Below are 24,040 nucleotides of genomic sequence, written 5' to 3' on the forward strand. Positions count from 1 at the left end.
GTGAATCATGACCTTTGGCAATTCTTTCAAGCTGTTCGCCGCCGCCGTTGCACTGACCTTCAGCGTGGCCACCATCGCCCAGGAACAACAGGGCCAGGGCCAAGGCCAGGGCATGCAACAGCAGCAGCAGGAAACGATCGATGTCAGCGATCAGCAGCTCGAGCAGTTCGCCGACGCGCAGACTGAAATCTCCACCATCCAGCAGGATTTCTCCTCGCGCCTGCAGAACGTTGAAGATCCGGAGAAGGCCCGCGATCTGCAGCGTGAAGCCAACGAGGAAATGACTGCGGCGGTTGAAGATGCCGGCCTGGACGTCGAATCGTTCAACCAGATCGCCATGGCGATCCAGAACGATCCGGAACTGCAGCAGAAGCTGACTGAAATGCTGCAGTAAGTATTCGCTAGCGCGAATCTTCCGGGCCTCGGCCCGGACCGGAAAAGCCGGGGCGCCCTGCGTCCCGGCTTTTTTTCGTTCATGCTTCAGGGGTTGTAGATCGTCTGTCCCCTGGCGGCATAGCGCGTCAGTACGCGCGCCGCCTCCTCCCGCATCACGCCGGTATTGACCGTGATGCCACGCCGTTCGAGCACCTCGATCCAGTCCTGCGGCCTCGTTCCTTCATCGAAGCCCGCAGCTTCGGCATCCGCCTTGGTCGCACCGGTGAGCAGGGACTGAATACCGGACCAGGGAATCGCGCCCAGGCACATGGCGCAGGGCTCGCAGGAACTGACCAGCTGCAGCGGGCCCAGGTGCGTGTCGGCGAGATTCCAGCTGCCCATCACCCGCTGCGCGACACTGAGCGCAACGATCTCGGCGTGCGCGGCCGAGCAAAGCTGGGGTTCGACCCGGTTGACGCCCAGCGCCACGACTTCACCGCTGTCTTCGGCCACCACCAGGGCACCGAACGGACCACCGGTCCGTCGACGCACGTTCTGGTCGGACAGGCTGACGGCCACGGCCATCCGCTCGCGCGCCTCGGGCAGGCGGTCGGGAAGCTTGGCCGCAAACTCGCGCATCCAGTCCGGAAGATCGACGCGAAATCCATGCATGACCATCACATTCTCCTTTCCACGGCGCTGAACAGGGCGACACCCGCCGCCACAGAGACATTCAGGCTCTCGATCGCGCCCGGCATGGGAATCTCCACCAGTTCGTCACAGTGCTCGCGGGTCAGCCGGCGCATGCCGCCCTCCTCCCCGCCGAGCACCAGGGCCAGCGCGCCGTCGAGACGGGCCCGGAAGAGACTCTGACCGGTGCCGGCCGCCAGCCCGACGCGCCACACGCCATGGTCGGCGAGCAGCCGCAGGCTGCGCGCCAGGTTGGTGACCACGAGCAACTCGACGCACTCGGCCGCCCCGGCCGCCGCGCGCCGTGCCGCCGGTGTGAGGCCGACGGCCTTGTTACGCGGGATGATCACGGCCGTCACCCCGGCCGCTGCCGCCGTGCGCAGGCAGGCGCCCAGATTGCCGGGGTCCTGAACGCCGTCGAGTACGAGGAAAAGGCTATGCCGTTCGATCGATTCCACCAGCTCGGACAAGCGCCGGTCGTCGCCGGGCTGGCGCGGTCGGAACTCGGCGACGACGCCCTGGTGGCGAACCCGGCCGGCCATACGGTCGAGGGCGCGCTCGTCGGCGTGTTCTACGGCGACGGCGAGCGCGGTCAGGTCCCGCTCGAGGGCCTTCAGGCGCGCCCCGCCCGGTTTGATCCAGACGCGCACCAGGCGCTCGGGCGCATTGCTCAGCAGCCCTTCGACGGCATTGATGCCCATCGCCAGTTCCCGCTTCATCGCTGCCGAACCTTCAGTCGTCCTCGTCCGCGTCCTCGACCAGGCGGAAATCGATCTTGCGCTCCTCGAGGTTGACCGCGATCACCTCGATGCGCACCTTGTCGGCGAGGCGATAGCGCAGTCCGCGCCGCTTGCCGGTCATGCTCGAGCTGACCGGATCGAAATGATAGTAGTCATTCGGCAGAGCCGTGACATGCACCAGGCCGCTGACGGCCAGACCGTCGAGTTCGACGAACAGACCGAAACTCGTCACGCCGGAAATGATCCCTTCGAACTGGTCGCCGACATGGCGCTGCATGAACTGGCACTTGAGGCGCTCCTCGACATCACGCGAGGCATCCTCGGCCCGGCGTTCGGCCCAGGAGCAGTGCCGACCCAGTTCCTCCATGCGCGCGTATCCGTACTGGAACTCGCCGCGGTCGCGCTTGCGGCAAAGATGCTTGATCGCGCGATGCAGCAGAAGGTCGGGGTATCGCCGGATGGGCGAGGTGAAGTGACCGTAGTGCTCCAGCGCCAGACCGAAGTGGCCCTTGTTCTCGGGCTGGTAGACGGCCATGCTCAGGCTGCGCAGCAGCTGGGCGTTGATCAGGGATTCGTTGGGCTTGCCGGCAACCTTGCGCTGAATGGCGGCGAACTGCTGCGGATCGGGCGTTTCCGACCAGCGCACCTGGATGCCGTTGACCCGCAGGAACTCCTCGAGCGATTCGAGCTTCTCCGTCGGCGGTGGCTCATGCACCCGGTAGAGCATGGGCAGCTTGCCGCGGCCGACGAACTTCGCCGCCTCGACGTTGGCCGCGACCATGAGTTCCTCGATCAGGCGATGGGCATCGTGGCGCTGCTGGAGCCGGATGTTGGCCACGCGCCCGTCCGTGTCGAACTCGAAATAGGCTTGCTGCGAGTCGAAATCCAGCGCGCCGCGCTGTTCTCGACGCTGGAAGAACAGCCGGTAGACCTCGTAGAGCGCCTGCAGGTTGCCCAACACGTGGCCGAATCGCTCGACCAGGGCCGGATCGCCGGCCTCCATGATGCGTCGTACCTGGTCGTAAGTCAGTCGCGCCTGTGAACGCATGACCGCCTCGTGGAAGCGGCTGGACGTCACCTTGCCCCGGGCGTCGACGAACATCTCGCAGACCGTGCACAAACGATCGACCTCGGGGTTGAGCGAGCACAGCCCGTTGGACAGGGTCTCGGGCAGCATGGGAATGACGCGATCGGGAAAGTAGACCGAGGTACCGCGCTTCTCGGCCTCGGCGTCGAGCGGCCGTCCGGGCTGAACGTACTCGGCCACATCGGCGATGGCCACCAGGACGCGGAAACCGTCCTCCCGCGGCTCGGCGTAGATCGCATCGTCCAGGTCGCGCGCATCGGCACCGTCAATGGTCACCAGCGGCAGGTCGCGCAGATCCAGGCGACGCCCGGCGGTTGCCGGATCGACCGCGTCGCCGAAGCGCTCCGACTCCCGGACCACCTCTTCGGGGAATTCCCAGGGAAGCTGGTGGCTGTAGACGGCGATGTCGGTGGCAATACCCGGTTCGTCGGCATGCCCCAACACGGCGATGATCTCGCCCACGGCGCCCCGCTTGAGGGTCGGGGGCTTGTTGATCTGCACCACCACGACCTCGCCCGACCTGGCCTTGCCGACACGCTCGCTCGGCACCAGGATGTCCTGCGTGAGGCGCGGGTCATCGGGCACGACCACCGCCACGCCGGAGTCGATCAGCAGGCGGCCGGCCACCTGGGCATGCACGCGTTCGACCACTTCGACGATGGCGCCTTCCTTGCGACCGCGCCGATCGACCGCGGTGACGGCCGCCAGCACGCGGTCGCCGTTGAACACCTGCCGCATCTGCTTCGGCGCGAGGAACAGGTCGTCGCCGTCGCCCTCGACCACGACGAACCCATAACCGTCCGGGTGAGCGCTGATGCGTCCGGCGACGAGATCCATCTGCGACGGCAGTCCGTAGGCCGCACGCCGGTTCTTCACCAGCTCGCCAGATGCAACCATCTCCATCAGCACCGGTCTGAGCAGTTCATCGGATTGCGGTTTGTCCAGGCCGAACTGGTGTGACAGCTGGCGACGTGAGACGGGCCGATCGGCCGCCTCGAGCGCGGCGCGGATGCGCTCGCGCGAGATATGCGAAGATTGTTTTGTCATGTTTGATATTGTACCTGTCCCGCTGAACGTGCACCGCATCCGCTCAATCGACTTTTGTATTCATCGCGGCATGTGAACGCTGCACGAGCCCGAAGACATTCATGCGAACAAGAACCCATTCGAGTCCTGCAGTTTGCAGGCCGCACCACGTTCGGCTCGGAATCGCCGCATTGATCCTGTTCGGCTCCGGCTGCGCCGTGATCGAAACCGATCCGGCACCGACCGATCCGCCCCCCCAGCGCAACCCGGTCGACCTGCCCGATCCGTTCGCCGTGGTCGAGGAAGCCACCCGCCACCTCGGCGACGACCTCGAGCCGGAACCGCAACCGCCCCGCCCGCCGCATCTGTGGGCGCGCGTGGTCGACCGCTTCGAGTTCACCCGCTGCGCGGCCGACAGCCGGTCCGAGCAGTGGGCGCAATGGTACGGCGAGCACGAGGACTACATGGATCGCGTCCTCGACCGCGCCCGGCCCTGGCTGTACGACATCGCCGACGAACTCGAGCGTCGTCAGCTGCCCGGCGAACTGGCGCTGCTGCCCATCGTCGAGTCCGCCTACGATCCCTTCGCCTACTCGCACGGGCAGGCAGCGGGGACCTGGCAGTTCGTCAGCGCAACCGCGCGCGAGCGCGGCATCGAAATCAACGACTTCTACGACGGTCGACGCGATGTCTGGGCCGCCACCCGCGCGGCCCTGGACTATCTCGAGTACCTTCACAACAAGTTCGGCGACTGGAACCTGGCGCTCGCCGCCTACAACGGCGGCCAGGGGCGTGTTCAGCGCGCAATCGATCGCAACCGGCGCAGCGGCCAGGCGCTTGCCTGGAACGCGCTGCGGCTGCCGCGCGAAACACTCGGCTACGTGCCCAAACTCAACGGGCTGGGCTGCCTGTTCGCCGAGCCGGCTCGCTACGGCTTCGATCTGCCGGTCTGGGACAATCGCCCGCAGATCACCCGGATCGAACTGGACGGGCCGGTGGATATCGTCGCGCTGTCGGCCACGGTCAATATCGACATTGCCGAACTGGTCGCCATCAACCCCGGCCTAAACGGCCACCTGACGCCGCCCGGCGGCCCGCACCACTTGATGGTGCCGGCGGCCCGCGCCGACCGGGTCCGCGCGGCGCTCGATAATCTCGGCACCGATGACATGATCGTGTGGCGGGAGATCCGGGTGCGCTCCGGCGACACGCTCTCCCACCTCGCCCGACGCCACAACACCACGGTCCGCCAGCTGCGCGAAGCCAACAATCTCGACAGCGATCTTCTGCGCGCCGGGCAAAAACTGCGCCTGGCCGACAACGGCCGCACGCCGGAGAACTCGCCGCATGCCGAGCGCTATGCGCAACTCGAAAGCCTGCATCAGCGCCTGCTGCCGTCCCGACGGTTCCAGCACCAGGTGCAACCCGGCGAGAGCCTTTGGATCATTGCCCGTCGCTACGGCGTCACGGTCGACGAACTGCAACGCTGGAACGGCCTGGGCCGCAACAGCCTGATCCGCCCCGGTGATCGCATACTGGTCAACATGACGCAGCCCGGCGGTTCACCCGCGGCGCGCGAATACACCGTCCGGCGCGGGGACTCGCTGTGGACCATCGCCCGCCGCCACGATGTCTCGGTACGCGAGCTGATTCGCTGGAACGGCCTGAGCGAAGAAGTCACACTACAGCCTGGGCAAACTCTGACCATCCGCGGAGGCGGCAATGCCTGAGATCAAGCATCTTTCGCTGGCGTTCACATTCGCCCTGCTGGTGCTCGCCCCGGCGCTGCCGGCCCCGGCCGCCGACGAAGCGGTCGAGTTCGAGGGCGAGATCGTCCAGGGCGGCATGGTCGTCGGGCAGGCCCCGCCGGGCAGCTCGGTAAAAGCCGACGGCGAATCGATCATGGTCAGCACCGACGGCCGCTTCCTGCTGGCCTTCGAACGCGAGCGAACCGAAGCGATCAGGGTCGAGGTCGGGCTGCCCGGCGGCGAGCGCATCGAGCGACAACTCGAGCCGCGCGCACGGGAATTCGACATCCAGCGCATCGACGGCCTGCCGCAGGAGCAGGTCACGCCGCCGGAATCGGTCCTGGCGCGCATCCGCGAGGACGCCCGCCAGACCCGCCGGGCGCGCGAGCGCCGCGACACCCGCAACGACTGGTCGAGCGGTTTCAGTTGGCCGTTGACCGGCCCGATCACCGGCGTCTACGGCAGCCAGCGCATTCTCAACGGCGAGCCGCGCAACCCGCACTGGGGCATCGACATCGCCGCGCCCACCGGCACACCCGTCGAGGCACCGGCGGCAGGCATCGTGACCCTGGCCCACCCGGACATGTATTACTCCGGCGGTACCCTGTTCATCGACCACGGTCACGGGCTGGTGTCGGCCTTCCTGCACCTGGAGGCCATCCACGTCGAGGTGGGCGAGCGGGTCGAGCGCGGCCAGCGCATCGCCGAGGTCGGGGCAACGGGGCGCGCCACCGGACCGCACCTGGACTGGCGGATGAACCTGCGGGACGTGCGCATCGACCCCGCCCTGCTGCTCGACTGGAGCGAGAATCCCGATGCCGATGCGCCCTGATAACCACCGACGCATTGCGGCTTTCTGCGCGCTGGCCTGGGCCATGTCGCTGGTCCTCACCGGCTGCGCGACGACCGATTCGCCGGGGTCGGCGACGCGTGAGGCCCCGCCGCCGGCATTGCAGCAGATCGCCGCCCGCCTGCCCGGTGGCTATGTCAGTGTTCGCAAGGACGACCGGTCGGCGCAAACGCTCGACATCGCGCACCGCCCGGGAGAGACACACGACAAACTGAAACTGTCGATGGTTCAGCAGGACATCGACGGCGGCAACATCCGCCGCTACGGCCTCGAGCTTGAACCGACCGCCGTCGAAAACCGCCTCGACGGCCGCTTCGCCTTGCTCGACGAGGACGATCGCGTGCAGCGGAGCTGCCCGATGCGATTCCACCTTACGGATAAAGGCCTGGTCGGAGAAACCGAGCCCGGCGATTGCCTGTTCGGCCAGGGACCCGAAGTGGTCGGCCTGCTCAAGGAAATCCTCTTCGACGGCCGACGCATTACCATCGGCGATCGCCTGATCGACCCCGATTCGGGCGAGTCGCGCGGGGATGACCGGGTCATCGATTTCCTCCCCGCGCCGGTTTTCGACGGCTGGCTGGGGGTGCGTGAAGGCGGCGAATGGCGGGTCGCACGGAGTTTCGAGCTTCGCGCGGGCCAAGCCGTCGAGCCGCAGGATGCTGCAGACATGAGCCTGGGCCACCGGGTCGAACTACAGTACTACCGCATGGAACGCAACGACTCGGCCATACTGATGCGCCTGAGCGTCGTCGATTCGGAATCCGGCGAAGTCACCGCCGAGGCCTGGGCCGAGCCAGGCTCGTCGAACCTCGGAGTCGCCCTGCCCGACCTCCAGGTCGGGCTGGGCGCTCAAGAACGGTAGGGCCCGTCGGTTCGTGAGCCTCGCGGCTCGTCAGTCGTGGCGCCAACCCGAGGGCTGACCGTCGATCGGCTTGTAGCCGCCTTCGATTCCCTTGGTCACGATCGCCACCGCATTGTGCGGATGCAGGCTCTCGAAGTGGCGACAACGCGCCCAGAAGTCGATGATCCGGTCCTGTGATTCGAGCGCGGTCTGCAGGCGGCGAGCCGCGTCCTCGCAGAACATCAGGTTCTGACCGTTGAGCAGCGCAAATGCCTGCTCGTCCTCGCGCTTGACGGCGGCCTGGACGGGGGTTTTCAGGCACCCCTCGACGGCGTCAATCATTTCCACGAAGGGAAACGCCTCGAAGCTGGGCGCCAACTGCAATCGGACATCGGCAGCACTTCGCTGGCTGTGCGGCGTGGCCACGATGCCTTCCTCGCTACCCAGCCATTCCAGAACCGCCGAGGCGTCGACCGCGCCATCGGCGCCGAAATCCTTGCGGAACTGATCCTGGATCAGCTGACGGGCCAGCGCCGCGGAACACGGGCAGGTGCTCGAATAGGCGATCTGCAGCGCCATCTCGATCTCGAAACCCTGGTCGTCGAGGCTGGCGATCAGGCTGATCGGGTAGCGTTTCCAGCCGCTGTTGTCGCTGACCAGGGACTTGCGGCGCAGCATGTAGTCGAAGTCGAGGCGAACCATCGCACGCGAACTGAGATCCTCGTGCGAGGCAAGAAAATCGCGCAGCAGATGACGCAGCAACGCCGGCGTGACGGCATGCTCGGCGAGGGCACGATCAAGGTGCAGGTACAGGCGCGACATATGGATACCGCGCTTTTCGGGCCGTTCCAGGTCCACGAAAGCACTGACCTGGGCGGTCGTCTGCATGTGCCGGCCGTCGGTCGCATCCAGAAGGATGGGCAACTCGATGCTGTTCATGCCGACCCAGTCCAGCTGCCCGGCAACCTGGGCCCTGGCGTGCGTGGCGATATCCGGCATGTCGGCGACGTTGGGTCGATTTTTCATAAGTGGCTCTCTGCTGCGTTTGGGTCGGTAGTCGCCCTGAATCATTCGGGGCAATTGTATTGCGGAGCTATATTGAACGCCACTCGCAATGAAAAACCCGTGAATCAGGACGCTGCCGCAGAAGGCGCGTGGGAAGGAGAAAATGGTCGGAGCGGGGAGATTCGAACTCCCGACCCCCACAACCCCATTGTGGTGCGCTACCAGGCTGCGCTACGCTCCGACCGAAACTTGCTTGGGGTTAAAACATGCATTTTACCGCGAAATGCCTATCCTGTGCGAGACAGGAAGGGTTCTTTTTCTGGAACCACCGAACACACCGAAGGCACCGAATAACTAACACTAAACCATGAATACAACTAGCTGATTTTAGAGATCTTAAGCGTTCCGTTACGGAGAGCTGGCTTTTCTCGTTCGGTGTATTCGGTGTATTCGGTGGTTCCCGTGTTTTCAGGGACCTACCTTCTCAGGACATGGAGGATTTCTTCCAGTTCGATGCGCATCTGCTTGAGCAGCTGCTGGCTGCGGGAAACGTCGTTCTGGGCGGTATCGCCTTCGAGCCGCTGTCGCGCACCCTGGATGGTGAAGCCCTGCTCGTGCAGCAGGCTGCGGATCTGGCGCACCATCAATACATCATGCCGCTGGTAATAGCGGCGATTGCCGCGCCGCTTGACCGGTTTGAGTTGCGGAAACTCCTGCTCCCAGTAGCGCAACACGTGCGGCTTGACCGCACAGAGTTCACTGACTTCACCGATCGTGAAATAGCGTTTCGCCGGGATCGGCGGCAGCTCCTGGTTACTCCGCGGATCCAGCATACGCCTCTACTCTTGCTCGAAGTTTCTGACCCGGCTTGAACGTCACCACCCGCCGCGCGGAAATCGGGATTTCCTCGCCCGTCTTCGGATTCCGCCCCGGTCGCTGGTTCTTGTCCCGCAGCTGGAAGTTGCCGAAGCCGGACAGCTTGACGTGGTCGCCGTCCTCGAGTGCCTGACGAATGGTTTCGAACCAGGAGTCCACGAACTCCTTGGCTTCGCGCTTGTTGAGACCGACTTCGTCGAACAGCGCTGAAGCCAGATCAGCTTTGGTCAAGGACATCCCCTTTTCAACCTCTCAATTTGGCACCGAAGCGACTCTCGAGATCGGCCAGCACAGTCTGGACCAGCGCGTCGACCTCCCGATCCTTAAGGGTGCGCGAAACATCGCGCAAAATCAAGCCAATAGCCAGACTTCTGAAGCCACTTTCAATCCCCTCGCCGCGGTACTGGTCGAAAACCACGCAGTTTTCTAGCAGCCCGCCGGCCGTTTCGCGCACCGCTTCGATCAGGCCCGAAGCCGGATACTCGTCCGATACGACAATCGCGATATCCCGCCGAACGGCCGGGAAGCGGCCGCTGTCGCGGTGCTCCGGCAGGCGCCGCGGGCTGATGCGTTCGCCGTCGAACTCCGCCACGAAAACGGGCTGGTCGAGCTCCAGCGATTCGATCAGTGCCGGGTGCAGCTGACCCAGCCAGCCGGCCTGTTCACCGTCGATCAGCAAGCGCGCCGCCTGGCCCGGATGCAGCCAGGGCAACTCGACGCGCTCGAACGCCATCTCGCCGTCGATGGCGTTGAACGCCAGCAGCTGCTCGAGCTCGCCCTTGAGATCGAAATAGTCGATCGAGCGCGATCGACCGCTGAAATGCTCGGGCCGGGCATCGCCGGTCATCAACAGGCCCAGACGCCAGGATTCGTCGAAGCCGGCCGTGTCGCTGACGAAGCAATGCCCCGTCTCGAACAGCCGGAGATTGCGCGTCTGGCGCCGAAGATTTCGACCGGCAACGCTCAGCAGGCCGGGCAGAAGACTGGTTCGGAGCACCGCCATTTCGCGGCTGAGCGGGTTGGCCAGCGGCTGAGCACCCTCGCCCATCGACAGGGCGTCGAGCTCGGACTGGCTGACGAAACTCCAGGCGATGATTTCCTGGAAGCCGCGTGCCGCCAGCTGCTCACGAAGCGATCGCTCGCCGGTGCGCGTCTCCCGCGGCGCCTTGACCACGATCTCGCCGCCGGGGTGACGGGTCGGCAGGCGGTCGTAGCCGAAGATCCGCGCCACCTCCTCGATCAGGTCGGCCTCGATCTCGATATCGCGCCGGGCCGAAGGCGCCGTCACTTCAAAGCCGCCTTCGCCGCGACTGACCACCATGCCCAGGCGCTCTAGAATGGCTTCTACCGTGTCGGCGTCGAGATCCGCACCCAGTACCCGGTTGAGGCGCTCGAGGCGCAGGGCCACCCGCGCGACGGCGGGCAGATGCTCCCCGTCCCGGGCCTCGACGACCGGTCCGGGGCGGCCGCCGGCGATTTCGAGAACCAGCCGCGTGGCCCGCTCGAGGGCCAGGCGCTGGAGCGCGGGATCGACGCCGCGCTCGAAGCGGTGCGCCGATTCGGTCGACAGACCGAGCCGACGTGCCCGGCCACTGATGGTCGCCGGATTGAACCAGGCCGATTCGAGCAGGATATCGCGCGTCGACGCGCCCACGGCCGAATCCTCACCGCCCATGACGCCGGCGATGGCGAGCGGCCGCTCATGATCGGCGATCAGCAGCATGTCTTCGTCAGGCTCGACTTCCTGCCCGTCGAGCAGCGTGATCTTCTCGCCCTTGTTCGCCCGGCGTACCCGGATGCCACCGGCGATGCGCTCGAGATCGAACGCATGCATCGGCTGACCGAGTTCCAGCAGCACGTAGTTGGTGACGTCGACAATCGGGCCCAGGCTGCGGATGCCGGACCGACGCAGGCGCTCGACCATCCACAGGGGCGTGGCGGCGTTCACGTCGATACCCTCGATTACCCGACCGACGTAGCAGGGGCAATCCTGCGGGCTGTCTAGGGAAATCTCGATGCCGCGCCCGGTCTCGGCCGCGACCTCGTCGATCCGCGGCTCGAGCACGGGCCGGTCGGCAATCGCGGAGAGCTCTCGTGCCAGGCCCCGCACCGACAGGCAGTCGGCGCGATTCGGCGTCAGGTCGATTTCGAGCACCTGGTCGTCCAGGCCCAGGTAGGCGGCCAGCGACTCGCCCACCGGCGCATCGGCGGGCAGCTCCATCAGGCCGCCGGCTTCGTCGCCCAGGCCCAGTTCCGGCTCGGAACAGAGCATGCCTTCCGAGCCGATCCCGCGCAGCTTCGCGGGCTTGATCTTCATGCCGCCCGGGAGGCGGGTTCCAAGCGTGGCCAACGGCGCCTTCAGGCCCTTTCGGGCATTGGGCGCGCCACACACGATGGTGCGTTCCTCGCGATCGCCGCCGACGCGGCAGACGCGCAATCGATCGGCGTCGGGATGGGGTTCAATCGACAGGATTTCGCCCACGACCACCCCGTCGAGCGGCGGCGCGACGGCTGCGATGGAATCCACTTCGAGCCCGGCGAGGGTGAAGCGCTCGGCGATCTCGGCGGCATTCAACCCGGAATCGACCCATTCACCGAGCCAGCGATGACTGATCTTCATGAGGTTTCCTCTTGGCCTCCCTGATTCATGACGCGTTCGTCGCGAAACGTTCCCAAGTCGTGTAGCTGGTGACTTTTGCGACCGAGCGGACCGGAATCGTACTCGCCTGTACGGTGAGGATTCGCGACCGAGCGAAAGGCAGCAGATGCGCGGCTTGGGGACGTTGCAGTAGAAGGCGTCATGAATCAGGGAGGCTCCTACCGAAACTGGCGCAGGAAGCGCAGGTCGTTATCGAAAAACAGGCGCAGATCGTCGACCCGATAGCGCAGCATGGCGAAGCGCTCGACGCCCAGGCCGAAGGCGTAGCCGGTGTATTCCTCGGGGTCGACGCCGCAGTTTTCCAGCACGTTGGGATGAACCATGCCGCAGCCGAGCACTTCCAGCCAGTCGCCGGCCGTGCCGTCGGCGTGGCGCCAGCGCACGTCGACTTCGGCCGAGGGCTCGGTAAAGGGGAAATAGGACGGGCGCAGCCGCATCTCGAGATCGTCCTCGAAGAACGCGTTGACAAAGTCCGACAACATGCCCTTGAGGTCGGCAAAAGTGACGTCGCGGTCGACCAGCAGGCCCTCGACCTGGTGAAACTGCGGGGTATGTGTCTGATCGGAATCCGAGCGAAACACGCGCCCCGGGGCGACGATGCGAACCGGCGCACCGCGCTCCTTCATGACGCGAATCTGGACCGGAGAGGTATGCGTCCGCAGCAGGCGCCCGTCGGGCAGGTAGAAGGTGTCGTGCATCGCCCGCGCGGGGTGGTGCGGCGGAAAATTCAGCGCCTCGAAATTGTAGTAGTCGTCTTCGACCTCGGGGCCGGTGGCGACTTCGAAGCCCAGGCGCTGGAAGATATCGAGCAGCCGATCGAGCGCCCGGTTGACCGGGTGCACGCCACCGGCCTCGGCCGAGCGTCCCGGCAGGGTGACGTCGATGGTTTCGGCGGCGAGCTGCGCGTTCAGGCGATCCCTGGCGAGCACTTCCCCGCGCTCGGAGATGGCCTGCTCGAGCGTCTGCTTGGCGCGGTTGATCTGCTGACCCGCCTCGCGGCGCTGTTCGGGTTCGAGCTGACCCAGCGCCTTGAGTTGCGCGGTCAGCGCCCCCTTCTTGCCGAGAAAGCGAACCCGGACCTCGTCCAGGGTTCGCTCGCTATCGGCTCGGGCCACCTGCTCGAGGGCGTCCTCGAGCAGGTCCTGCGATGCCGGCGTGTCCATGCTCAGCCCAGGCTGGACTGAGCTTTCTCGGCCAGCGCCTTGAAGGCGGCCTTGTCGTGAACGGCCAGGTCCGCCAGGACCTTGCGGTCGATCGTGACCTCGGCCAGCTTCAGGCCGTTGATGAACCGGCTGTAGGACAGGCCGTGCTCGCGCGCGGCGGCATTGATTCGCTGGATCCACAGGCTGCGGAAATCGCGCTTGCGCTGACGACGGTCGCGGTACGCGTACTGGCCGGCCTTGATGACCGCCTGCTTGGCGACGCGATAGACCTTGCGGCGGGCGCCGTAATAACCCTTGGCCCGGCTGAGCACCTTGCGGTGACGACGACGGGCGACTACTCCACGCTTGACTCTTGCCATGATCGCTCTCCTTTACAGCTTCGGCAGCATCTGACGCACGGCTTTTTCTTCCGAGCGGTTGACCAGAGTGGTGGTGCGCAGGCGCCGCTTGCGCTTGGTATCCTTCTTGGTGAGGATATGGCTGTGGTTGGCACGCTTGCGCTTGATGCGCCCGCTGCCCGTGGCACTGAAGCGCTTGGCCGCGCCCCGGTTGCTCTTCATCTTCGGCATTGTCTTGTCTCCTTGTTTTACCTTCGTGCAGCGGTTACCCGGGCCGTCCGGGCAACGCTTGCGAGCTGCATTCCGGCTAGTTGTATCCGACAGCTCGTGCTGCCGGTTCGTTCAGCGTTCGCGTCCGGAAGGAATCCTTCCCTGTCAGGAAGTCTTCTTCGGCGACAGCATCATGACCATCTGCCGGCCTTCCATTCGCGGGCGCTGCTCCACGACCGTTTCCTCGGCCATGTCCTTTTCGACCCGCTGCAGGATCTCGAGACCGAGCTCCTGGTGGGCCATTTCGCGACCACGGAAGCGAAGGGTCACCTTGACCTTGTCGCCCTCTTCGATGAACCGGCGCAGGTTGCGCATCTTGACGTCGTAGTCGTGGTCATCGGTACCGGGGCGGAACTTCACTTCCTTGATCTGAATCTGTTTCTGCTTCTTGCGCGCGGCCTGCGCTTTCTTGGACTGCTCGAAGCGGAACTTGCCCCAGTCCATGATGCGGCATACCGGCGGCTCGGCCTGCGGCGCGATTTCCACCAGATCCATGCCTTCCTCCGAGGCACGGGCCAGCGCATCCCTGATCGCCATCACCCCGATCTGATCGCCTTCGGATCCCACCACGCGTACTTCGCGCGCCGTGATGTCCTCGTTGCGTCGGGTCTTCTTATCCGTTGCGATGTGTGCTGCTCCTTTTTGCGTTCAGTGCAAGTGAACCGTCAATTATCCGTGATCGGGCCGCGTTGCGCCACCTCGGTGGACAATCGATTGATCAGGTCGTCGATCGGCATGGCCCCCAGGTCGGTGCCGTCGCGCAGACGCACCGCCACCTGGCGATTGTCGACCTCGCGATCGCCCACGACCAACAGATACGGAATCTTCTCGAGCGTGCGGCCGCGGATTTTATAGCCGATCTTCTCGTTACGCAAGTCCGACTCGACCCGAAAACCCTGCTGATTCAGGATCTTGGTCACTTCCTGCACATAGTCGGCCTGGGCGTCGGTGATATTCATCACCACCGCCTGCACGGGCGCGAGCCACAGCGGCAGGTCGCCGGCGTAGTGCTCGATCAGCACCCCGATGAAACGCTCGATCGAGCCCAGGATGGCCCGGTGCAGCATCACCGGCACGCGGCGCTCGCCGTCTTCGTCGACGTATTCCGCACCCAGGCGGCCGGGCATGGAGAAATCGACCTGCATCGTGCCGCACTGCCAGACGCGACCGATGCAGTCGGTCAGCGAGAACTCGATCTTGGGCCCGTAGAAGGCGCCCTCGCCCGGCTGCAGCTCGTACTCGATGCCGGCGGCCTCGAGCGCCTCGGCCAGGGCCTTCTCGGCCTTGTCCCAGACGGCGTCGGAACCGACGCGCTTTTCCGGGCGGGTCGAGAGCTTGACCGCGACGTCGGTGAAGCCGAAGTCATTGTAGACGTCGAACACCAGCTTGTTGAAAGCCAGCACCTCGTCGCGGATCTGGTCCTCGGTGCAGAAGATGTGGGCGTCGTCCTGGACGAAATTGCGCACCCGCATCAGGCCGTGCAGCGCGCCCGAGGGCTCGTTGCGGTGGCAGGAGCCGAACTCGGCCATGCGCAGCGGCAGGTCGCGGTAGCTCTTCAGGCCCTGGTTGAACACCTGCACGTGGCAGGGGCAGTTCATCGGCTTGACGGCGTAGACGCGGTCCTCCGAGGAGGTGATGAACATGTCGTCGCCGAAATTCTCCCAGTGCCCGGACTTCTCCCACAGGCTGCGGTCGACGATCGAGGGGGTGTGGATTTCCTCGTAGTCGGCCTCACGCAGGCGGCCGCGGATATAGTCCTGCAGCGCCAAGTAGATGCGCCAGCCGCGGTCGTGCCAGAACACCATGCCCGGGGCCTCGGGCTGGATGTGGTAGAGATCCAGGCGCGCGCCGAGCTTGCGGTGGTCGCGCTTTTCGGCCTCTTCCAGGCGCTTGAGATAGGCCTTGAGCTGCTTCTTGTCCGGCCAGGCGGTGCCGTAGATGCGCTGCAGCATCTCGTTGTCGGAATCGCCGCGCCAGTAGGCGCCGGCCAGCTTGGTCAGCTTGAACGCGCCGAGCTTGCCGGTCGATGGCACGTGCGGGCCGCGGCACAGGTCGATGAAATCACCCTGGCGATAAAGCGACAGCGTCTCGTCGGCCGGAATGTCGGCGATGATCTTGGCCTTGTATTCCTCGCCCTTCTGGCGAAAGAAGTCGATCGCCTCGTCACGTCTCATCACCGAGCGCTCCACGGCGATATCCTCGGCGACGATCTTCGCCATTTCCTGCTCGATGGCTTCGAGATCCTCGGGCCGGAAGGGCTCCTCCCGCGCAAAATCGTAGTAGAAGCCGTTGTCGATCACCGGCCCGATCGTCACCTGGGTATCGGGAAACAGCCGCTGGACCGCCTGCGCCATCAGGTGCGCGGTGGAGTGACGAATCAACTCCACGCCCTCCTCGTCGCGCGCGGTAATGATGCGCAGCTCGGCGTCGCGCTCGATCGTGTAACTGGTATCCACCAGCCGACCCTCGACCTCGCCGGCCAGGGCCGCCTTGGCCAAGCCCGGACCGATCGACTCGGCCACCTCGTGTACCGTCACCGGATGATCGAAATCCTTCCGGCTACCGTCTGGAAGCGTAATCTGAACCATGGTTGCGAATTCTACCGCCTGTCAGCCCCCAAGATTGGGGCAAATTCCAAAAAAGTGAAGCCTTCCCGGCCCGCTCCGTGGGGGCTTCGATCCCGGCCCGATACGGGATGGCCTGCTTCAGTTCGACGCGGTGGCGAGGCCCTCAGCAGGCCATCCCGCATCGGGCCCGCTCAGGAAGCAACCGTAGGATGTGTGGAGGCCGAAAGGCCGGAACGCATCAGCCAGCATCAAAGGGGAGCCGATGCGTTCCGCTAACGCTCCACGCATCCTACGAACTTCCTGGACTCGTCGATTTCGGCGGCGGGCGCAGCGCAGGCGGAAAACGGATGCGCCTTGCGCAAAGCGCAAGCAGCGTCCGCTTGCAGCCGTCGCGCGTGTACCTTGACGGTACATGAGGATTTCGAGCACGCGTTTTACGGGGCTCCGCCTTGGCTTCTTTCCTCCGGAAAACCACCAAGGCTCCGCCGCCTACGCTGCCCGGCGCCCCGAATCTTCCGTAAGACTCGCTACCGAACCGAATGCTTTCCAGCGCTTTCTGGGTGCGTCGATTTCGGTGGCGGACGCAGCACAGGAACCGCAGTGTACCTAAATGGTACATGAGGATTCCGAGCAGCGCCCGACGCCGAAAGCGGCGTGCACAGGAAGGGCTGGGAAGCATTCGGTGGTGGGCGATGCTGGATTTGAACCAGCGACCTCTGCCATGTCAAGACAGCGCTCTAACCAACTGAGCTAATCGCCCTTCCGAATCAAGCCAGCAAGTCTACCCGATGTTGCCGAAATCGACAAGCAGCAGCCTTGTCCAATGACACATGAGGCTGAATAGGAAGTGTTTCCAGCCATGCCAAAGCTCTCAAACCGAAAGAAAATCGTCCGGCGGAACACCTCCCTGCTTGAGGATCGCCCGCAGCGTGCCTTCGGGCAGGTCACCGGGATGGTTGGGAATGGTCGTATAGCGCTGGGTGTCCGGATGGAACCAAATCTCGTGCGATCCGGAGGCCTGCCGGTCGAAGACGAAGCCCAGCTTCTTGGGTTTCCTTATGACCTGACGATACTTGAACCCTGCCAGTTGACCCACAACGCCGGCTCAGCCTCCGATGACCAACGGACAATCGAAATCGTCTCCTGCCGACGGCAGAATCGGCGGATCGGCGCGCTCTGCACGGGCTTCAAGCAGCTTTTTGCCCACATCGCGAGCGATCTCCAGAGTCTCCTGAATGGTACGGCCCTGCGCAACCAGGCCCGGCAAATCGTCGCAGGTGGCCAGATACACGCCTTCTGGCAATTTTTCAATGTGGAGGTTGATCACTACTTCCATGGCGATTCCGATTCTACATCAGGCAATCGAAAGGACTGCGCCGCCTAGCGGGACCGACCAGCCGCCCACGGATCTCGAATTTGTCGCTGAACTCCGTTTCGATCCTGTTGCTCACTGCCATGCCCGAGAACCGGCGTAATACTGAAAGCAATTCAAGCCAGTTGGACTGCCCCAAAACCCAGGTGGCGGAAGAATCTCGCCTTGTGGCGCCCAACCGGGTGATCCGATGAAAGCAGATAGCCGCGAATCTTTTCCTCGGCAATCTCCGTCTTTTCCCGTGCGGGCAACTTCAAATCCAACCAGCTCCACACAATTCAAATACTTATGCCAGAACCGTTTTCGGACTGGCAGACGGTCGCAATTCAGTCTATGGACCCTAGTGTGTCATTCCCAGCATGCGGATGCTACGAAGAAAACCAAGAAGAACTAGCAGAAAAATAAGTTGAAAACCAAGGAGATATATGGACGCCTCCGGTCTGTCAACCCGCAGATTCTTGCGAGGACTGAGCTGCCCCGGCTCTTCCGGAGAGTTCCGCTTTTCCTCAGGACTCCTGCCAGCTCTGCACGGCTTCCTTGCCGTACTGCTCACGCCACTGGTTGAGGGTCTTGTGATTGCCGCCGCGGGTCTTGACCACCTCGCCGGTGTGCGGGTTCCTGTAGGTCTTCAGGGCGCGCTTGGGGCGGCTGCTCTTGACCTCCTGCTCCACGCCCGGGTCGATCGCGGTCAGCACCTTCAGGACATCGCGCGCTGACTTGTTGTACCCTTCCATGAGCTGCCTGAGCTCGTTTTCGAACGCCAGCTCCTTCTTGAGCGACTGGTCTTTCTCGAGCGACTGCAGCTCCCGGGAGAGCTGTTCGTGCAACTGTTTCTTCTGGTAGTAGTCGTTGATGTCGGTCATGGGGGCATCACCTTGGTTTTGAAGTCACAAGTAATCAATCATACTGACTGATTTAGGCGGCTTTGTTGATTCGAATTCTTGGGGAGGCGGTCAATGATATCGATTCATGGCACGGTTATTCGTATTTCGGGTTTGCTTTTCGTTGCAGGGGCGCTGGTCACGGGAAGTGGTGAGGCGCAGGACGGGATCTTTATCGACGAATTCCAGCAGCAGCTCGTCGCCAATATCCGCGGCCTGGAAGAAGGCTTCGAAGGGTATCGATCCGTCCTGGCCAGAGTCTGTGACTATGATGAGGCGGGCTTGGACTCCGTCCTGTTGAATTACCGCGCCGCGGGAACAGATGGTTGGGTTGAAGTAGATTTAGTGCCAGCAGGAGATGGTGAAACTTCAACTGCAAATACTTCAGCGTGTCAAGAATATCAGTCTATGAACGATCTACCTTTAGTGTATGGGGAAGCTCTTAATGATAATGGACTTATTGAGTGGGAATTTCAAGTTAATAGACCAAATGGAGATGTTGATTTTTATCCATCTGGTGGAGTAAATACTACAAAGTATTGGGCAAATGAAGATACAGCTCAACAAACTATTGAAGATGTGTTGAATAATGATGATAATGTGCATGTTTTTTGTTATGATTGTACTGTAAATATTGGAGGAACAGATTATGGGCCATATGATGTTAATGCATTAAGACTTTCAGATGGAAGAAACTTTGTTTTAGAATATAATGGAGAGGGTAGAACAGAAGATGAAATGCACCAATTAAAAAATCAATATGAAGATGCATCTCAAGGCTCAGGAGATTTTGTAGATATTTTAGAGAATTCTATTGAAAAAATTAGTGATAAAACTACTCAATATACAAATAATAGTTCTAATTAGTAGCAACAAAGCTTTAAGTTTAGTTTAAAAAAACAAGGACACACATTATTTGAAAGCCCCGCTTGACCGCTCGATCGCCCTGCCCTACGAAACTGATTTCCCCCTACCGTTCCCCTTCCACTCTGATTCTTGCCCGACCTGACCGCTGTCTTCAGGCCGCCGTTTCCATTTCCCGAATTTCGCGCACGCCAACACCCGGTCAGTGCCGGTACGTTCGTAGTTGCATTGTTGCTTCAGTCGGTCAGGTCGGTCGTTGCTTGAGGATTTTTCGGGCCGTTTCTGCCGCCACACCCTTCATCCACACCTGGCCCAGCGCTTCGGCCTTGGCCATCAGGGCTTCGGCCGAGCCCACGGCGCGGTAGTAAAGGCTCTCGGTGCCCCGAACCTGGCGCAGCCAGACTTGCGGATGGCTGGCGACCTGCCAGATGCCGGCCGGGGCTGCGGTGCCGGCATCACCCAGCGGTTTGAGCTTGCCGCGCTTGTCCGAGCGGGCCTGTTCGCCGGTCCACTGCACCAGTGCGATATAGCTCGATTCGGTCATCTCGAGCAGCGCATCGGCGTCCAGGCCGGCGACGGGCTTGAGCGGGTGATCGAGCGGGTTGTGGGCGCGCAGTCGTCGCTGGATGGTGGTGTGATGGGAGTCTTTCAGAGTGTCGCACATGGCGGCGCGAGCGGGGTTGAGATCGACGTAGGCCATGCACGAGAGTACGGCGTGATCTTCCAGCAGCGCCTGGCACTTGTAGCGGCTTTCCCAGAATTTTCCCTTGCAGCCGTCTTCGCGGTTGGCCCGGCGGGCAATGGGCTCGTTGAGCGCCTTCATGAACCAGCTCAGGCTGCTCAGACGCTTTCTCAGTTCAACCAGCCGCTCCGGGTTGCCGGTGATGGCCAGTTTCAGGCGTTCGGCGGTCTCCGGGCTGTTGTCGACCTTGAGCGGCCCCGGAAACGCGGTCAGCCAGCGGCGCGCCACCTCCTCGTCGGACAAATCCCGGGCAGCGTGCGGATCGACGCGCAAAACGACATGGTAATGATTGCTCATCACCGCGTAGGCATACACCGACACCGTGAAGCAATCCGCCAGCTCGAGGATGCGCATCTCGATCCACTGTCGCCGGTGTTCGAAGCATTGGCCGGTGAGCTTGTCGCGGCCACACAGGAAGGCGCGCCGGACACATCTGGAAACGACGTGGTAGAAACCGGGTTCTTCTTCCGAAACGATCTGGCTGCGCGGGTAAGTCATGGCGACATTTTCGCCGGGCCCTTGCCGCACGGCATCGGGAGATTTCTGAAATCATTGAAGGAAAAAAGCCACTCGAAGGTTGCCAGCCCTATGTTCGTGGCGAACGCCGTGGCAGGCGCCGCCGCGTCGATCGCTTATTGATCGGGGATGATTTGCCGCAGTCGCATGACAAGCTCCGGAATATCTTCGCTGGCACTGCGGAAAAGCAGTTCATGGTCGATCTGTCCGTATTCATGCGCCAGGATGTTTCTTTGCCCGATAATCTGGCGCCACGGAATGTCGGAGTAAGCTTCTCGAAAGCCAGGCGACAGTCGCCCTGCCGCTTCACCGATGATTTCCAGATTGCGCTCGATTGCGCGCATCAGCATACGGCTGCCAAGAAACGCTGTGACATCCCGATCCCCGAGCATTTCCCGTATTTCTTCAGCCGCCTGGAGCATGTCCCAGGCATAGGCCTGATCGCGTTCTTCAGGCCGCATGCAACACTTTCAGATCACGGTTGATGGCACGACGGCGACGAAAAACAAGGACACACATCATTTGAAAGCCCCGCTTAACCACCCGATCGCCCTCCGCAACTGATTTCCCCCTACCGTTTCCCCCTTCCAGTCCGATTCTCGCCCGACCTAGCCACTGTTTTCAGGCCCCCATTTCCATTTCCCGAATTTCGCGCACGCCAACACCCGGTCAGTGCCGGTACGTTCGAAGTTGCATTGCTTTAGTCGATCAGGTCGGTCGTTGCTTGAGGATTTTGCGGGCCGCTTCCGCCGCCACACCCTTCATCCACACCTGGCCCAGCGCTTCGGCCTTGGACATCAGGGCTTCGGCCGAGCCGACGGCGCGGTAGTAGAGGCTCTCGGTGCCCCGGACCTGGCGCAGCCAGACTTGCGGATGGCTGGCGACCTGCCAGATGCCGGCCGGCGCTGCGGTATCGGCATCATCCAGCGGCCTGAGCTTGCCGCGCTTGTCCGAGCGGGCCTGTTCGCCGGTCCACTGCACGAGCGCGATGTAGCTCGATTCGGTCATCTCGAGCAGCGCATCGGCGTCCAAGCCGGCGACGGGCTTGAGCGGGCGGTCGAGCCGGTTGTGGGCGCTCAGTCGTCGCTGGATGGTGGTGTGATGGGAGTCGTTCAGAGTGTCGCACATGGCGGCGCGAGCGGGGTTGAGATCGACGTAGGCCATGCACGAGAGCACGGCGTGATCTTCCAGTAGCGCCTGACACTTGTAACGGCTTTCCCAGAATTTTCCCTTGCAGCCGTCTTCGCGGTTGGCCCGGCGGGCAATGGGCTCGTTGAGGGCCTTCATGAACCAGCTCAGGCTGCCCAGACGCTTTCTCAGTTCAACCAGCCGCTCCGGGTTGCCGGTGATGGCCAGTTTCAGGCGTTCGGCGGTCTCCGGGCTGTTGTCGACCTTGAGCGGCCCCGGAAACGCGGTCAGCCAGCGGCGCGCCACCTCCTCGTCGGACAAATCCCGGGCAGCGTGCGGGTCGACGCGCAAAACGACATGGAAATGATTGCTCATCACCGCGTAGGCATACACCGACACCGTGAAGCAATCCGCCAGCTCGAGGATGCGCATTTCGATCCACTGTCGCCGGTGTTCGAAGCATTGGCCGGTGAGCTTGTCGCGGCCGCACAGGAAGGCGCGCCGGACACATCGGGAAACGACGTGGTAGAAACCGGGGTCATCTTCGGAAACAATCTGGCTGCGCGGGTAAGTCATGGCGACATTTTCGACGCGCCCTGGCCGCACCGCATCGGGAGATTTCTGAAATCATTGAAGGAAAAACGCCACTCGAAGGTTTCCAGCCCTATTTCCATGGCGAGCGCCGTGGCAGGCGCCGCCGCGTCGATCGCTTATTGATCGGGGATGATTTGCCGCAGTCGCATGACAAGCTCCGGAATATCTTCGCTGGCACTGCGGAAAAGCAGTTCATGGTCGATCTGTCCGTATTCATGCGCCAGGATGTTTCTTTGCCCGATAATTTGGCGCCACGGAATGTCGGAGTAAGCTTCTCGAAAGCTAGGCGACAGTCGCCCTGCCGCTTCACCGATGATTTCCAGATTGCGCTCGATTGCGCGCATCAGCATACGGCTGCCAAGAAACGCTGTGACATCCCGATCCCCGAGCATTTCCCGTATTTCTTCAGCCGCCTGGAGCATGTCCCAGGCATAGGCCTGATCGCGTTCTTCAGGCCGCATGCAACACTTTCAGATCACGGTTGATGGCACGACGGCGATACGGATTGTTGAGGATCGAGGGTGTTGCCAGGTCGACCCGACGCCCGCCCAGCAGATCCGACAATCGATCGCGCAATTCGACCAGGCCGCCCAGAGATGGTGCGCTGTTGGGCCTGAATTCCACGAGCAGATCAATATCGCTTTCTTTGGTCATCTCCCCCCGTGCCGCCGAGCCGAACACCGACAATTGCCGCACCCCGTACTCAGCCAGCAAGGAATCGAGCGCCTCTCGGTCAACCTGAATCCGATCACCAATAGCAATTGTTGTGGCTTCCGTCATGGCTTACTTCACTGCTGCGCCCGCCGCCCGGCAAGCTTTCCAAAATGATCTTACTACAGGAAGACTATCGCGGCCCAAGGGGCGCTATCAATCGTCTCATCGGCCGTTCCGGTGCATTTTCCCAACACGTCGACGCCCGTTTGGCGTAGTGGCGGGAATCGGGGGCAATGAAGTCGTGGATGGACCGGAGGTCGGCCTTCGCCGGCTCGGTCCAGATCACCACGACTCGATTTCCCGCTTCAGATCCTCGTTGCTGATGGTCCGTCCTTGCTCGGCCGCTTCCTGCCCCTTGCGGACTTTGTCGAGCACATAAAGCCGGTACATGATCTCATCCGTATCGGCATCGTCGGGCAGCTTGCCGATGGTATCCAGAGCGTCCTGTTTGGTGAGTTGCATGGGGGTTCTCTCATTCTCAGAAATAAGCAATACCAAGGATACCCGTTACTTGAAGCTCGAACGCCCATCGAAACGCATTCCCCGGCCATTTCCCCCTTCCAGGTAGATCTGGACGTCCGTTGCACAAACTCACACTTGTAGTAAATTGCAGAATTCAAGTCAAACTCCAGGGAGAGCCGCCATGAGCCGCCTCACCATCGATGTCACCGAACTGCAGCATCAGACACTCAAGGCCCTCGCCGCCCTGGAAGGTAAGACCCTCAGACAATATGCACTTGAACGCTTGTTCTCGGCGGATGCAGCGGGAGAGAAGGCGCACGAAGAGCTCAAGGTTTTTCTCGCCGAACGCCTGGCCGAAGCCCAGTATGGCGGATTGGTCCAGGGCAGCATCGGCGAGCTCGCTCAGCAAGCACTGAGCACTGAATCCGGGGAATGACAGCGACCGCAATGTCGCTCATACCCGGCACAATCATTCGGATTCACCCGGCCCAGCCCCCTGCGCTTGCTAAAATGCACGGTTTATCAAGCCGCC

29 protein-coding genes and 2 tRNA genes are annotated in these 24,040 nt (G+C 62.7%); 7 read left to right on the forward strand and 24 right to left on the reverse strand.

Annotated elements, in window-relative coordinates; genetic code table 11:
* Positions 1–7 precede the first annotated feature (7 nt).
* Positions 8–394 (forward strand): DUF4168 domain-containing protein, encoded by a 387-nt coding sequence (locus ACDC67_RS12030; protein ID WP_376693452.1) that lies wholly within the window; start codon positions 8–10, stop codon positions 392–394.
* 86 nt (positions 395–480) lie between these two features.
* Here ACDC67_RS12030 and ACDC67_RS12035 read toward each other — a convergent pair whose 3' ends face one another.
* From ACDC67_RS12035 to rnr, 3 genes are read right to left on the reverse strand one after another with little or no spacing between them, the layout of a single operon-like run.
* Entirely contained in the window at positions 481–1,047 is a 567-nt protein-coding gene (locus ACDC67_RS12035; protein WP_376693454.1) for a nucleoside deaminase, read from the reverse strand.
* A 5-nt stretch (positions 1,048–1,052) separates the two neighbouring features.
* The gene (rlmB, locus tag ACDC67_RS12040) at positions 1,053–1,784 is read right to left on the reverse strand and encodes a 23S rRNA (guanosine(2251)-2'-O)-methyltransferase RlmB (protein ID WP_376693456.1); all 732 of its coding nucleotides are present in this window, start codon (positions 1,782–1,784) and stop codon (positions 1,053–1,055) included.
* Between the two features lie 13 nt (positions 1,785–1,797).
* Positions 1,798–3,939 carry a ribonuclease R gene (gene rnr, locus ACDC67_RS12045; protein WP_376693457.1) on the reverse strand — a complete coding sequence of 714 codons (2,142 nt, stop codon included), beginning with the start codon at positions 3,937–3,939 and terminating at the stop codon, positions 1,798–1,800.
* Between the two features lie 170 nt (positions 3,940–4,109).
* Here rnr and ACDC67_RS12050 point away from each other — a divergent pair, with 170 nt between their 5' ends.
* The 3 genes from ACDC67_RS12050 to ACDC67_RS12060 are packed head-to-tail and all read left to right on the forward strand — an operon-like array spanning position 4,110 to position 7,378.
* Complete coding sequence (locus ACDC67_RS12050) at positions 4,110–5,648, forward strand: LysM peptidoglycan-binding domain-containing protein (protein ID WP_376693459.1); 1,539 nt, start codon at positions 4,110–4,112, stop codon at positions 5,646–5,648.
* Positions 5,641–6,498 carry a M23 family metallopeptidase gene (locus tag ACDC67_RS12055; RefSeq protein WP_376693461.1) on the forward strand — a complete coding sequence of 286 codons (858 nt, stop codon included), beginning with the start codon at positions 5,641–5,643 and terminating at the stop codon, positions 6,496–6,498. Before ACDC67_RS12050 ends, ACDC67_RS12055 begins: the two co-directional genes overlap by 8 nt.
* On the forward strand, positions 6,488–7,378 hold the full coding sequence (locus ACDC67_RS12060; protein ID WP_376693463.1) for a hypothetical protein: 891 nt from the start codon (positions 6,488–6,490) through the stop codon (positions 7,376–7,378). The genes ACDC67_RS12055 and ACDC67_RS12060 overlap by 11 nt, the downstream gene beginning before the upstream one ends.
* 30 nt (positions 7,379–7,408) lie before the next feature.
* Here ACDC67_RS12060 and folE2 read toward each other — a convergent pair whose 3' ends face one another.
* The 15 genes from folE2 to ACDC67_RS12135 form a co-directional block, all read right to left on the reverse strand.
* On the reverse strand, positions 7,409–8,383 hold the full coding sequence (gene folE2 / locus ACDC67_RS12065) for a GTP cyclohydrolase FolE2 (protein WP_376693464.1): 975 nt from the start codon (positions 8,381–8,383) through the stop codon (positions 7,409–7,411).
* A 143-nt stretch (positions 8,384–8,526) separates the two neighbouring features.
* Positions 8,527–8,603 (reverse strand) — tRNA-Pro (locus tag ACDC67_RS12070).
* Between the two features lie 235 nt (positions 8,604–8,838).
* Complete coding sequence (locus tag ACDC67_RS12075) at positions 8,839–9,195, reverse strand: MerR family transcriptional regulator (RefSeq protein WP_376693466.1); 357 nt, start codon at positions 9,193–9,195, stop codon at positions 8,839–8,841.
* Positions 9,176–9,475: an integration host factor subunit alpha gene (locus tag ACDC67_RS12080; protein WP_376693468.1), complete on the reverse strand. Its 300-nt coding sequence runs from the start codon at positions 9,473–9,475 to the stop codon at positions 9,176–9,178. The genes ACDC67_RS12075 and ACDC67_RS12080 overlap by 20 nt, the downstream gene beginning before the upstream one ends.
* 7 nt (positions 9,476–9,482) lie before the next feature.
* Positions 9,483–11,858, reverse strand: coding sequence for a phenylalanine--tRNA ligase subunit beta (gene pheT, locus ACDC67_RS12085; protein WP_376693470.1), 2,376 nt, complete (start codon positions 11,856–11,858; stop codon positions 9,483–9,485).
* 197 nt (positions 11,859–12,055) lie between these two features.
* Positions 12,056–13,060, reverse strand: a complete 1,005-nt coding sequence (pheS, locus tag ACDC67_RS12090) for a phenylalanine--tRNA ligase subunit alpha (protein WP_376693472.1) — start codon at positions 13,058–13,060, stop codon at positions 12,056–12,058.
* A 2-nt stretch (positions 13,061–13,062) separates the two neighbouring features.
* Entirely contained in the window at positions 13,063–13,419 is a 357-nt protein-coding gene (gene rplT / locus ACDC67_RS12095) for a 50S ribosomal protein L20 (RefSeq protein ID WP_376693474.1), read from the reverse strand.
* Positions 13,420–13,431: 12 nt separating this feature from the next.
* Positions 13,432–13,629 (reverse strand): 50S ribosomal protein L35, encoded by a 198-nt coding sequence (rpmI, locus tag ACDC67_RS12100; protein WP_376693476.1) that lies wholly within the window; start codon positions 13,627–13,629, stop codon positions 13,432–13,434.
* Between the two features lie 144 nt (positions 13,630–13,773).
* Positions 13,774–14,295: a translation initiation factor IF-3 gene (gene infC / locus ACDC67_RS12105; RefSeq protein ID WP_376693547.1), complete on the reverse strand. Its 522-nt coding sequence runs from the start codon at positions 14,293–14,295 to the stop codon at positions 13,774–13,776.
* Positions 14,296–14,333: 38 nt separating this feature from the next.
* The gene (thrS, locus tag ACDC67_RS12110; RefSeq protein WP_376693477.1) at positions 14,334–16,256 is read right to left on the reverse strand and encodes a threonine--tRNA ligase; all 1,923 of its coding nucleotides are present in this window, start codon (positions 16,254–16,256) and stop codon (positions 14,334–14,336) included.
* A 662-nt stretch (positions 16,257–16,918) separates the two neighbouring features.
* A tRNA-Val gene (locus ACDC67_RS12115) sits at positions 16,919–16,995 on the reverse strand.
* Positions 16,996–17,106: 111 nt separating this feature from the next.
* Positions 17,107–17,331: a type II toxin-antitoxin system HicA family toxin gene (locus ACDC67_RS12120; RefSeq protein ID WP_376693479.1), complete on the reverse strand. Its 225-nt coding sequence runs from the start codon at positions 17,329–17,331 to the stop codon at positions 17,107–17,109.
* A 9-nt stretch (positions 17,332–17,340) separates the two neighbouring features.
* Positions 17,341–17,571: a type II toxin-antitoxin system HicB family antitoxin gene (locus tag ACDC67_RS12125; protein ID WP_376693481.1), complete on the reverse strand. Its 231-nt coding sequence runs from the start codon at positions 17,569–17,571 to the stop codon at positions 17,341–17,343.
* A 152-nt stretch (positions 17,572–17,723) separates the two neighbouring features.
* On the reverse strand, positions 17,724–17,882 hold the full coding sequence (locus ACDC67_RS12130) for a DUF6883 domain-containing protein (RefSeq protein ID WP_376693482.1): 159 nt from the start codon (positions 17,880–17,882) through the stop codon (positions 17,724–17,726).
* Positions 17,883–18,113: 231 nt separating this feature from the next.
* On the reverse strand, positions 18,114–18,470 hold the full coding sequence (locus ACDC67_RS12135; RefSeq protein WP_376693484.1) for a histone-like nucleoid-structuring protein, MvaT/MvaU family: 357 nt from the start codon (positions 18,468–18,470) through the stop codon (positions 18,114–18,116).
* A gap of 93 nt (positions 18,471–18,563) precedes the next feature.
* Between ACDC67_RS12135 and ACDC67_RS12140 the strand changes: the two genes are divergently transcribed.
* Positions 18,564–19,355, forward strand: a complete 792-nt coding sequence (locus ACDC67_RS12140) for a hypothetical protein (protein WP_376693486.1) — start codon at positions 18,564–18,566, stop codon at positions 19,353–19,355.
* A 241-nt stretch (positions 19,356–19,596) separates the two neighbouring features.
* Here the strand turns inward: ACDC67_RS12140 and ACDC67_RS12145 are convergent, their stop codons facing one another.
* The 3 genes from ACDC67_RS12145 to ACDC67_RS12155 form a co-directional block, all read right to left on the reverse strand.
* On the reverse strand, positions 19,597–20,592 hold the full coding sequence (locus tag ACDC67_RS12145) for a transposase (protein ID WP_376693488.1): 996 nt from the start codon (positions 20,590–20,592) through the stop codon (positions 19,597–19,599).
* Positions 20,593–20,726: 134 nt separating this feature from the next.
* Entirely contained in the window at positions 20,727–21,071 is a 345-nt protein-coding gene (locus ACDC67_RS12150) for a HepT-like ribonuclease domain-containing protein (RefSeq protein ID WP_376693490.1), read from the reverse strand.
* 247 nt (positions 21,072–21,318) lie between these two features.
* Entirely contained in the window at positions 21,319–22,113 is a 795-nt protein-coding gene (locus tag ACDC67_RS12155; protein ID WP_376693491.1) for a transposase, read from the reverse strand.
* Between ACDC67_RS12155 and ACDC67_RS12160 the strand changes: the two genes are divergently transcribed.
* On the forward strand, positions 22,096–22,455 hold the full coding sequence (locus ACDC67_RS12160) for a hypothetical protein (protein ID WP_376693493.1): 360 nt from the start codon (positions 22,096–22,098) through the stop codon (positions 22,453–22,455). The two genes, ACDC67_RS12155 and ACDC67_RS12160, sit on opposite strands and share 18 nt — an antisense overlap.
* Here ACDC67_RS12160 and ACDC67_RS12165 read toward each other — a convergent pair.
* From ACDC67_RS12165 to ACDC67_RS12175, 3 genes are all read right to left on the reverse strand, one after another.
* Positions 22,449–22,793: a HepT-like ribonuclease domain-containing protein gene (locus ACDC67_RS12165; protein ID WP_376693494.1), complete on the reverse strand. Its 345-nt coding sequence runs from the start codon at positions 22,791–22,793 to the stop codon at positions 22,449–22,451. The genes ACDC67_RS12160 and ACDC67_RS12165 overlap by 7 nt on opposite strands.
* The gene (locus ACDC67_RS12170) at positions 22,783–23,112 is read right to left on the reverse strand and encodes a nucleotidyltransferase family protein (protein ID WP_376693496.1); all 330 of its coding nucleotides are present in this window, start codon (positions 23,110–23,112) and stop codon (positions 22,783–22,785) included. Before ACDC67_RS12170 ends, ACDC67_RS12165 begins: the two co-directional genes overlap by 11 nt.
* 216 nt (positions 23,113–23,328) lie before the next feature.
* A complete protein-coding gene (locus tag ACDC67_RS12175; RefSeq protein ID WP_376693498.1) occupies positions 23,329–23,508 on the reverse strand; it encodes a hypothetical protein in 180 nt (59 codons plus the stop codon).
* A gap of 181 nt (positions 23,509–23,689) precedes the next feature.
* On the opposite strand from ACDC67_RS12175, the gene ACDC67_RS12180 reads away from it, so the two are divergent.
* On the forward strand, positions 23,690–23,944 hold the full coding sequence (locus ACDC67_RS12180) for an antitoxin (protein ID WP_376693499.1): 255 nt from the start codon (positions 23,690–23,692) through the stop codon (positions 23,942–23,944).
* Positions 23,945–24,040 lie beyond the last annotated feature (96 nt).

Source organism: Wenzhouxiangella indolica (genome assembly GCF_042310355.1).
Lineage (GTDB): Bacteria > Pseudomonadota > Gammaproteobacteria > Xanthomonadales > Wenzhouxiangellaceae > Wenzhouxiangella.

Bases quoted from the DNA above. Each gene is read 5' to 3' on its own strand.
- ACDC67_RS12030 (WP_376693452.1), top strand. From the start codon at position 8: ATGACCTTTGGCAATTCTTTCAAGCTGTTCGCCGCCGCCGTTGCACTG.
- ACDC67_RS12035 (WP_376693454.1), bottom strand. From the start codon at position 1,047: ATGCATGGATTTCGCGTCGATCTTCCGGACTGGATGCGCGAGTTTGCG.
- rlmB (WP_376693456.1), bottom strand. From the start codon at position 1,784: ATGAAGCGGGAACTGGCGATGGGCATCAATGCCGTCGAAGGGCTGCTG.
- rnr (WP_376693457.1), bottom strand. From the start codon at position 3,939: ATGACAAAACAATCTTCGCATATCTCGCGCGAGCGCATCCGCGCCGCG.
- ACDC67_RS12055 (WP_376693461.1), top strand. From the start codon at position 5,641: ATGCCTGAGATCAAGCATCTTTCGCTGGCGTTCACATTCGCCCTGCTG.
- ACDC67_RS12060 (WP_376693463.1), top strand. From the start codon at position 6,488: ATGCGCCCTGATAACCACCGACGCATTGCGGCTTTCTGCGCGCTGGCC.
- folE2 (WP_376693464.1), bottom strand. From the start codon at position 8,383: ATGAAAAATCGACCCAACGTCGCCGACATGCCGGATATCGCCACGCAC.
- ACDC67_RS12075 (WP_376693466.1), bottom strand. From the start codon at position 9,195: ATGCTGGATCCGCGGAGTAACCAGGAGCTGCCGCCGATCCCGGCGAAA.
- ACDC67_RS12080 (WP_376693468.1), bottom strand. From the start codon at position 9,475: ATGTCCTTGACCAAAGCTGATCTGGCTTCAGCGCTGTTCGACGAAGTC.
- pheT (WP_376693470.1), bottom strand. From the start codon at position 11,858: ATGAAGATCAGTCATCGCTGGCTCGGTGAATGGGTCGATTCCGGGTTG.
- pheS (WP_376693472.1), bottom strand. From the start codon at position 13,060: ATGGACACGCCGGCATCGCAGGACCTGCTCGAGGACGCCCTCGAGCAG.
- rplT (WP_376693474.1), bottom strand. From the start codon at position 13,419: ATGGCAAGAGTCAAGCGTGGAGTAGTCGCCCGTCGTCGTCACCGCAAG.
- rpmI (WP_376693476.1), bottom strand. From the start codon at position 13,629: ATGCCGAAGATGAAGAGCAACCGGGGCGCGGCCAAGCGCTTCAGTGCC.
- thrS (WP_376693477.1), bottom strand. From the start codon at position 16,256: ATGGTTCAGATTACGCTTCCAGACGGTAGCCGGAAGGATTTCGATCAT.
- ACDC67_RS12125 (WP_376693481.1), bottom strand. From the start codon at position 17,571: ATGGAAGTAGTGATCAACCTCCACATTGAAAAATTGCCAGAAGGCGTG.
- ACDC67_RS12135 (WP_376693484.1), bottom strand. From the start codon at position 18,470: ATGACCGACATCAACGACTACTACCAGAAGAAACAGTTGCACGAACAG.
- ACDC67_RS12140 (WP_376693486.1), top strand. From the start codon at position 18,564: ATGATATCGATTCATGGCACGGTTATTCGTATTTCGGGTTTGCTTTTC.
- ACDC67_RS12145 (WP_376693488.1), bottom strand. From the start codon at position 20,592: ATGACTTACCCGCGCAGCCAGATCGTTTCGGAAGAAGAACCCGGTTTC.
- ACDC67_RS12150 (WP_376693490.1), bottom strand. From the start codon at position 21,071: ATGCGGCCTGAAGAACGCGATCAGGCCTATGCCTGGGACATGCTCCAG.
- ACDC67_RS12160 (WP_376693493.1), top strand. From the start codon at position 22,096: ATGGAAATGATTGCTCATCACCGCGTAGGCATACACCGACACCGTGAA.
- ACDC67_RS12155 (WP_376693491.1), bottom strand. From the start codon at position 22,113: ATGAGCAATCATTTCCATGTCGTTTTGCGCGTCGACCCGCACGCTGCC.
- ACDC67_RS12165 (WP_376693494.1), bottom strand. From the start codon at position 22,793: ATGCGGCCTGAAGAACGCGATCAGGCCTATGCCTGGGACATGCTCCAG.
- ACDC67_RS12170 (WP_376693496.1), bottom strand. From the start codon at position 23,112: ATGACGGAAGCCACAACAATTGCTATTGGTGATCGGATTCAGGTTGAC.
- ACDC67_RS12175 (WP_376693498.1), bottom strand. From the start codon at position 23,508: ATGCAACTCACCAAACAGGACGCTCTGGATACCATCGGCAAGCTGCCC.
- ACDC67_RS12180 (WP_376693499.1), top strand. From the start codon at position 23,690: ATGAGCCGCCTCACCATCGATGTCACCGAACTGCAGCATCAGACACTC.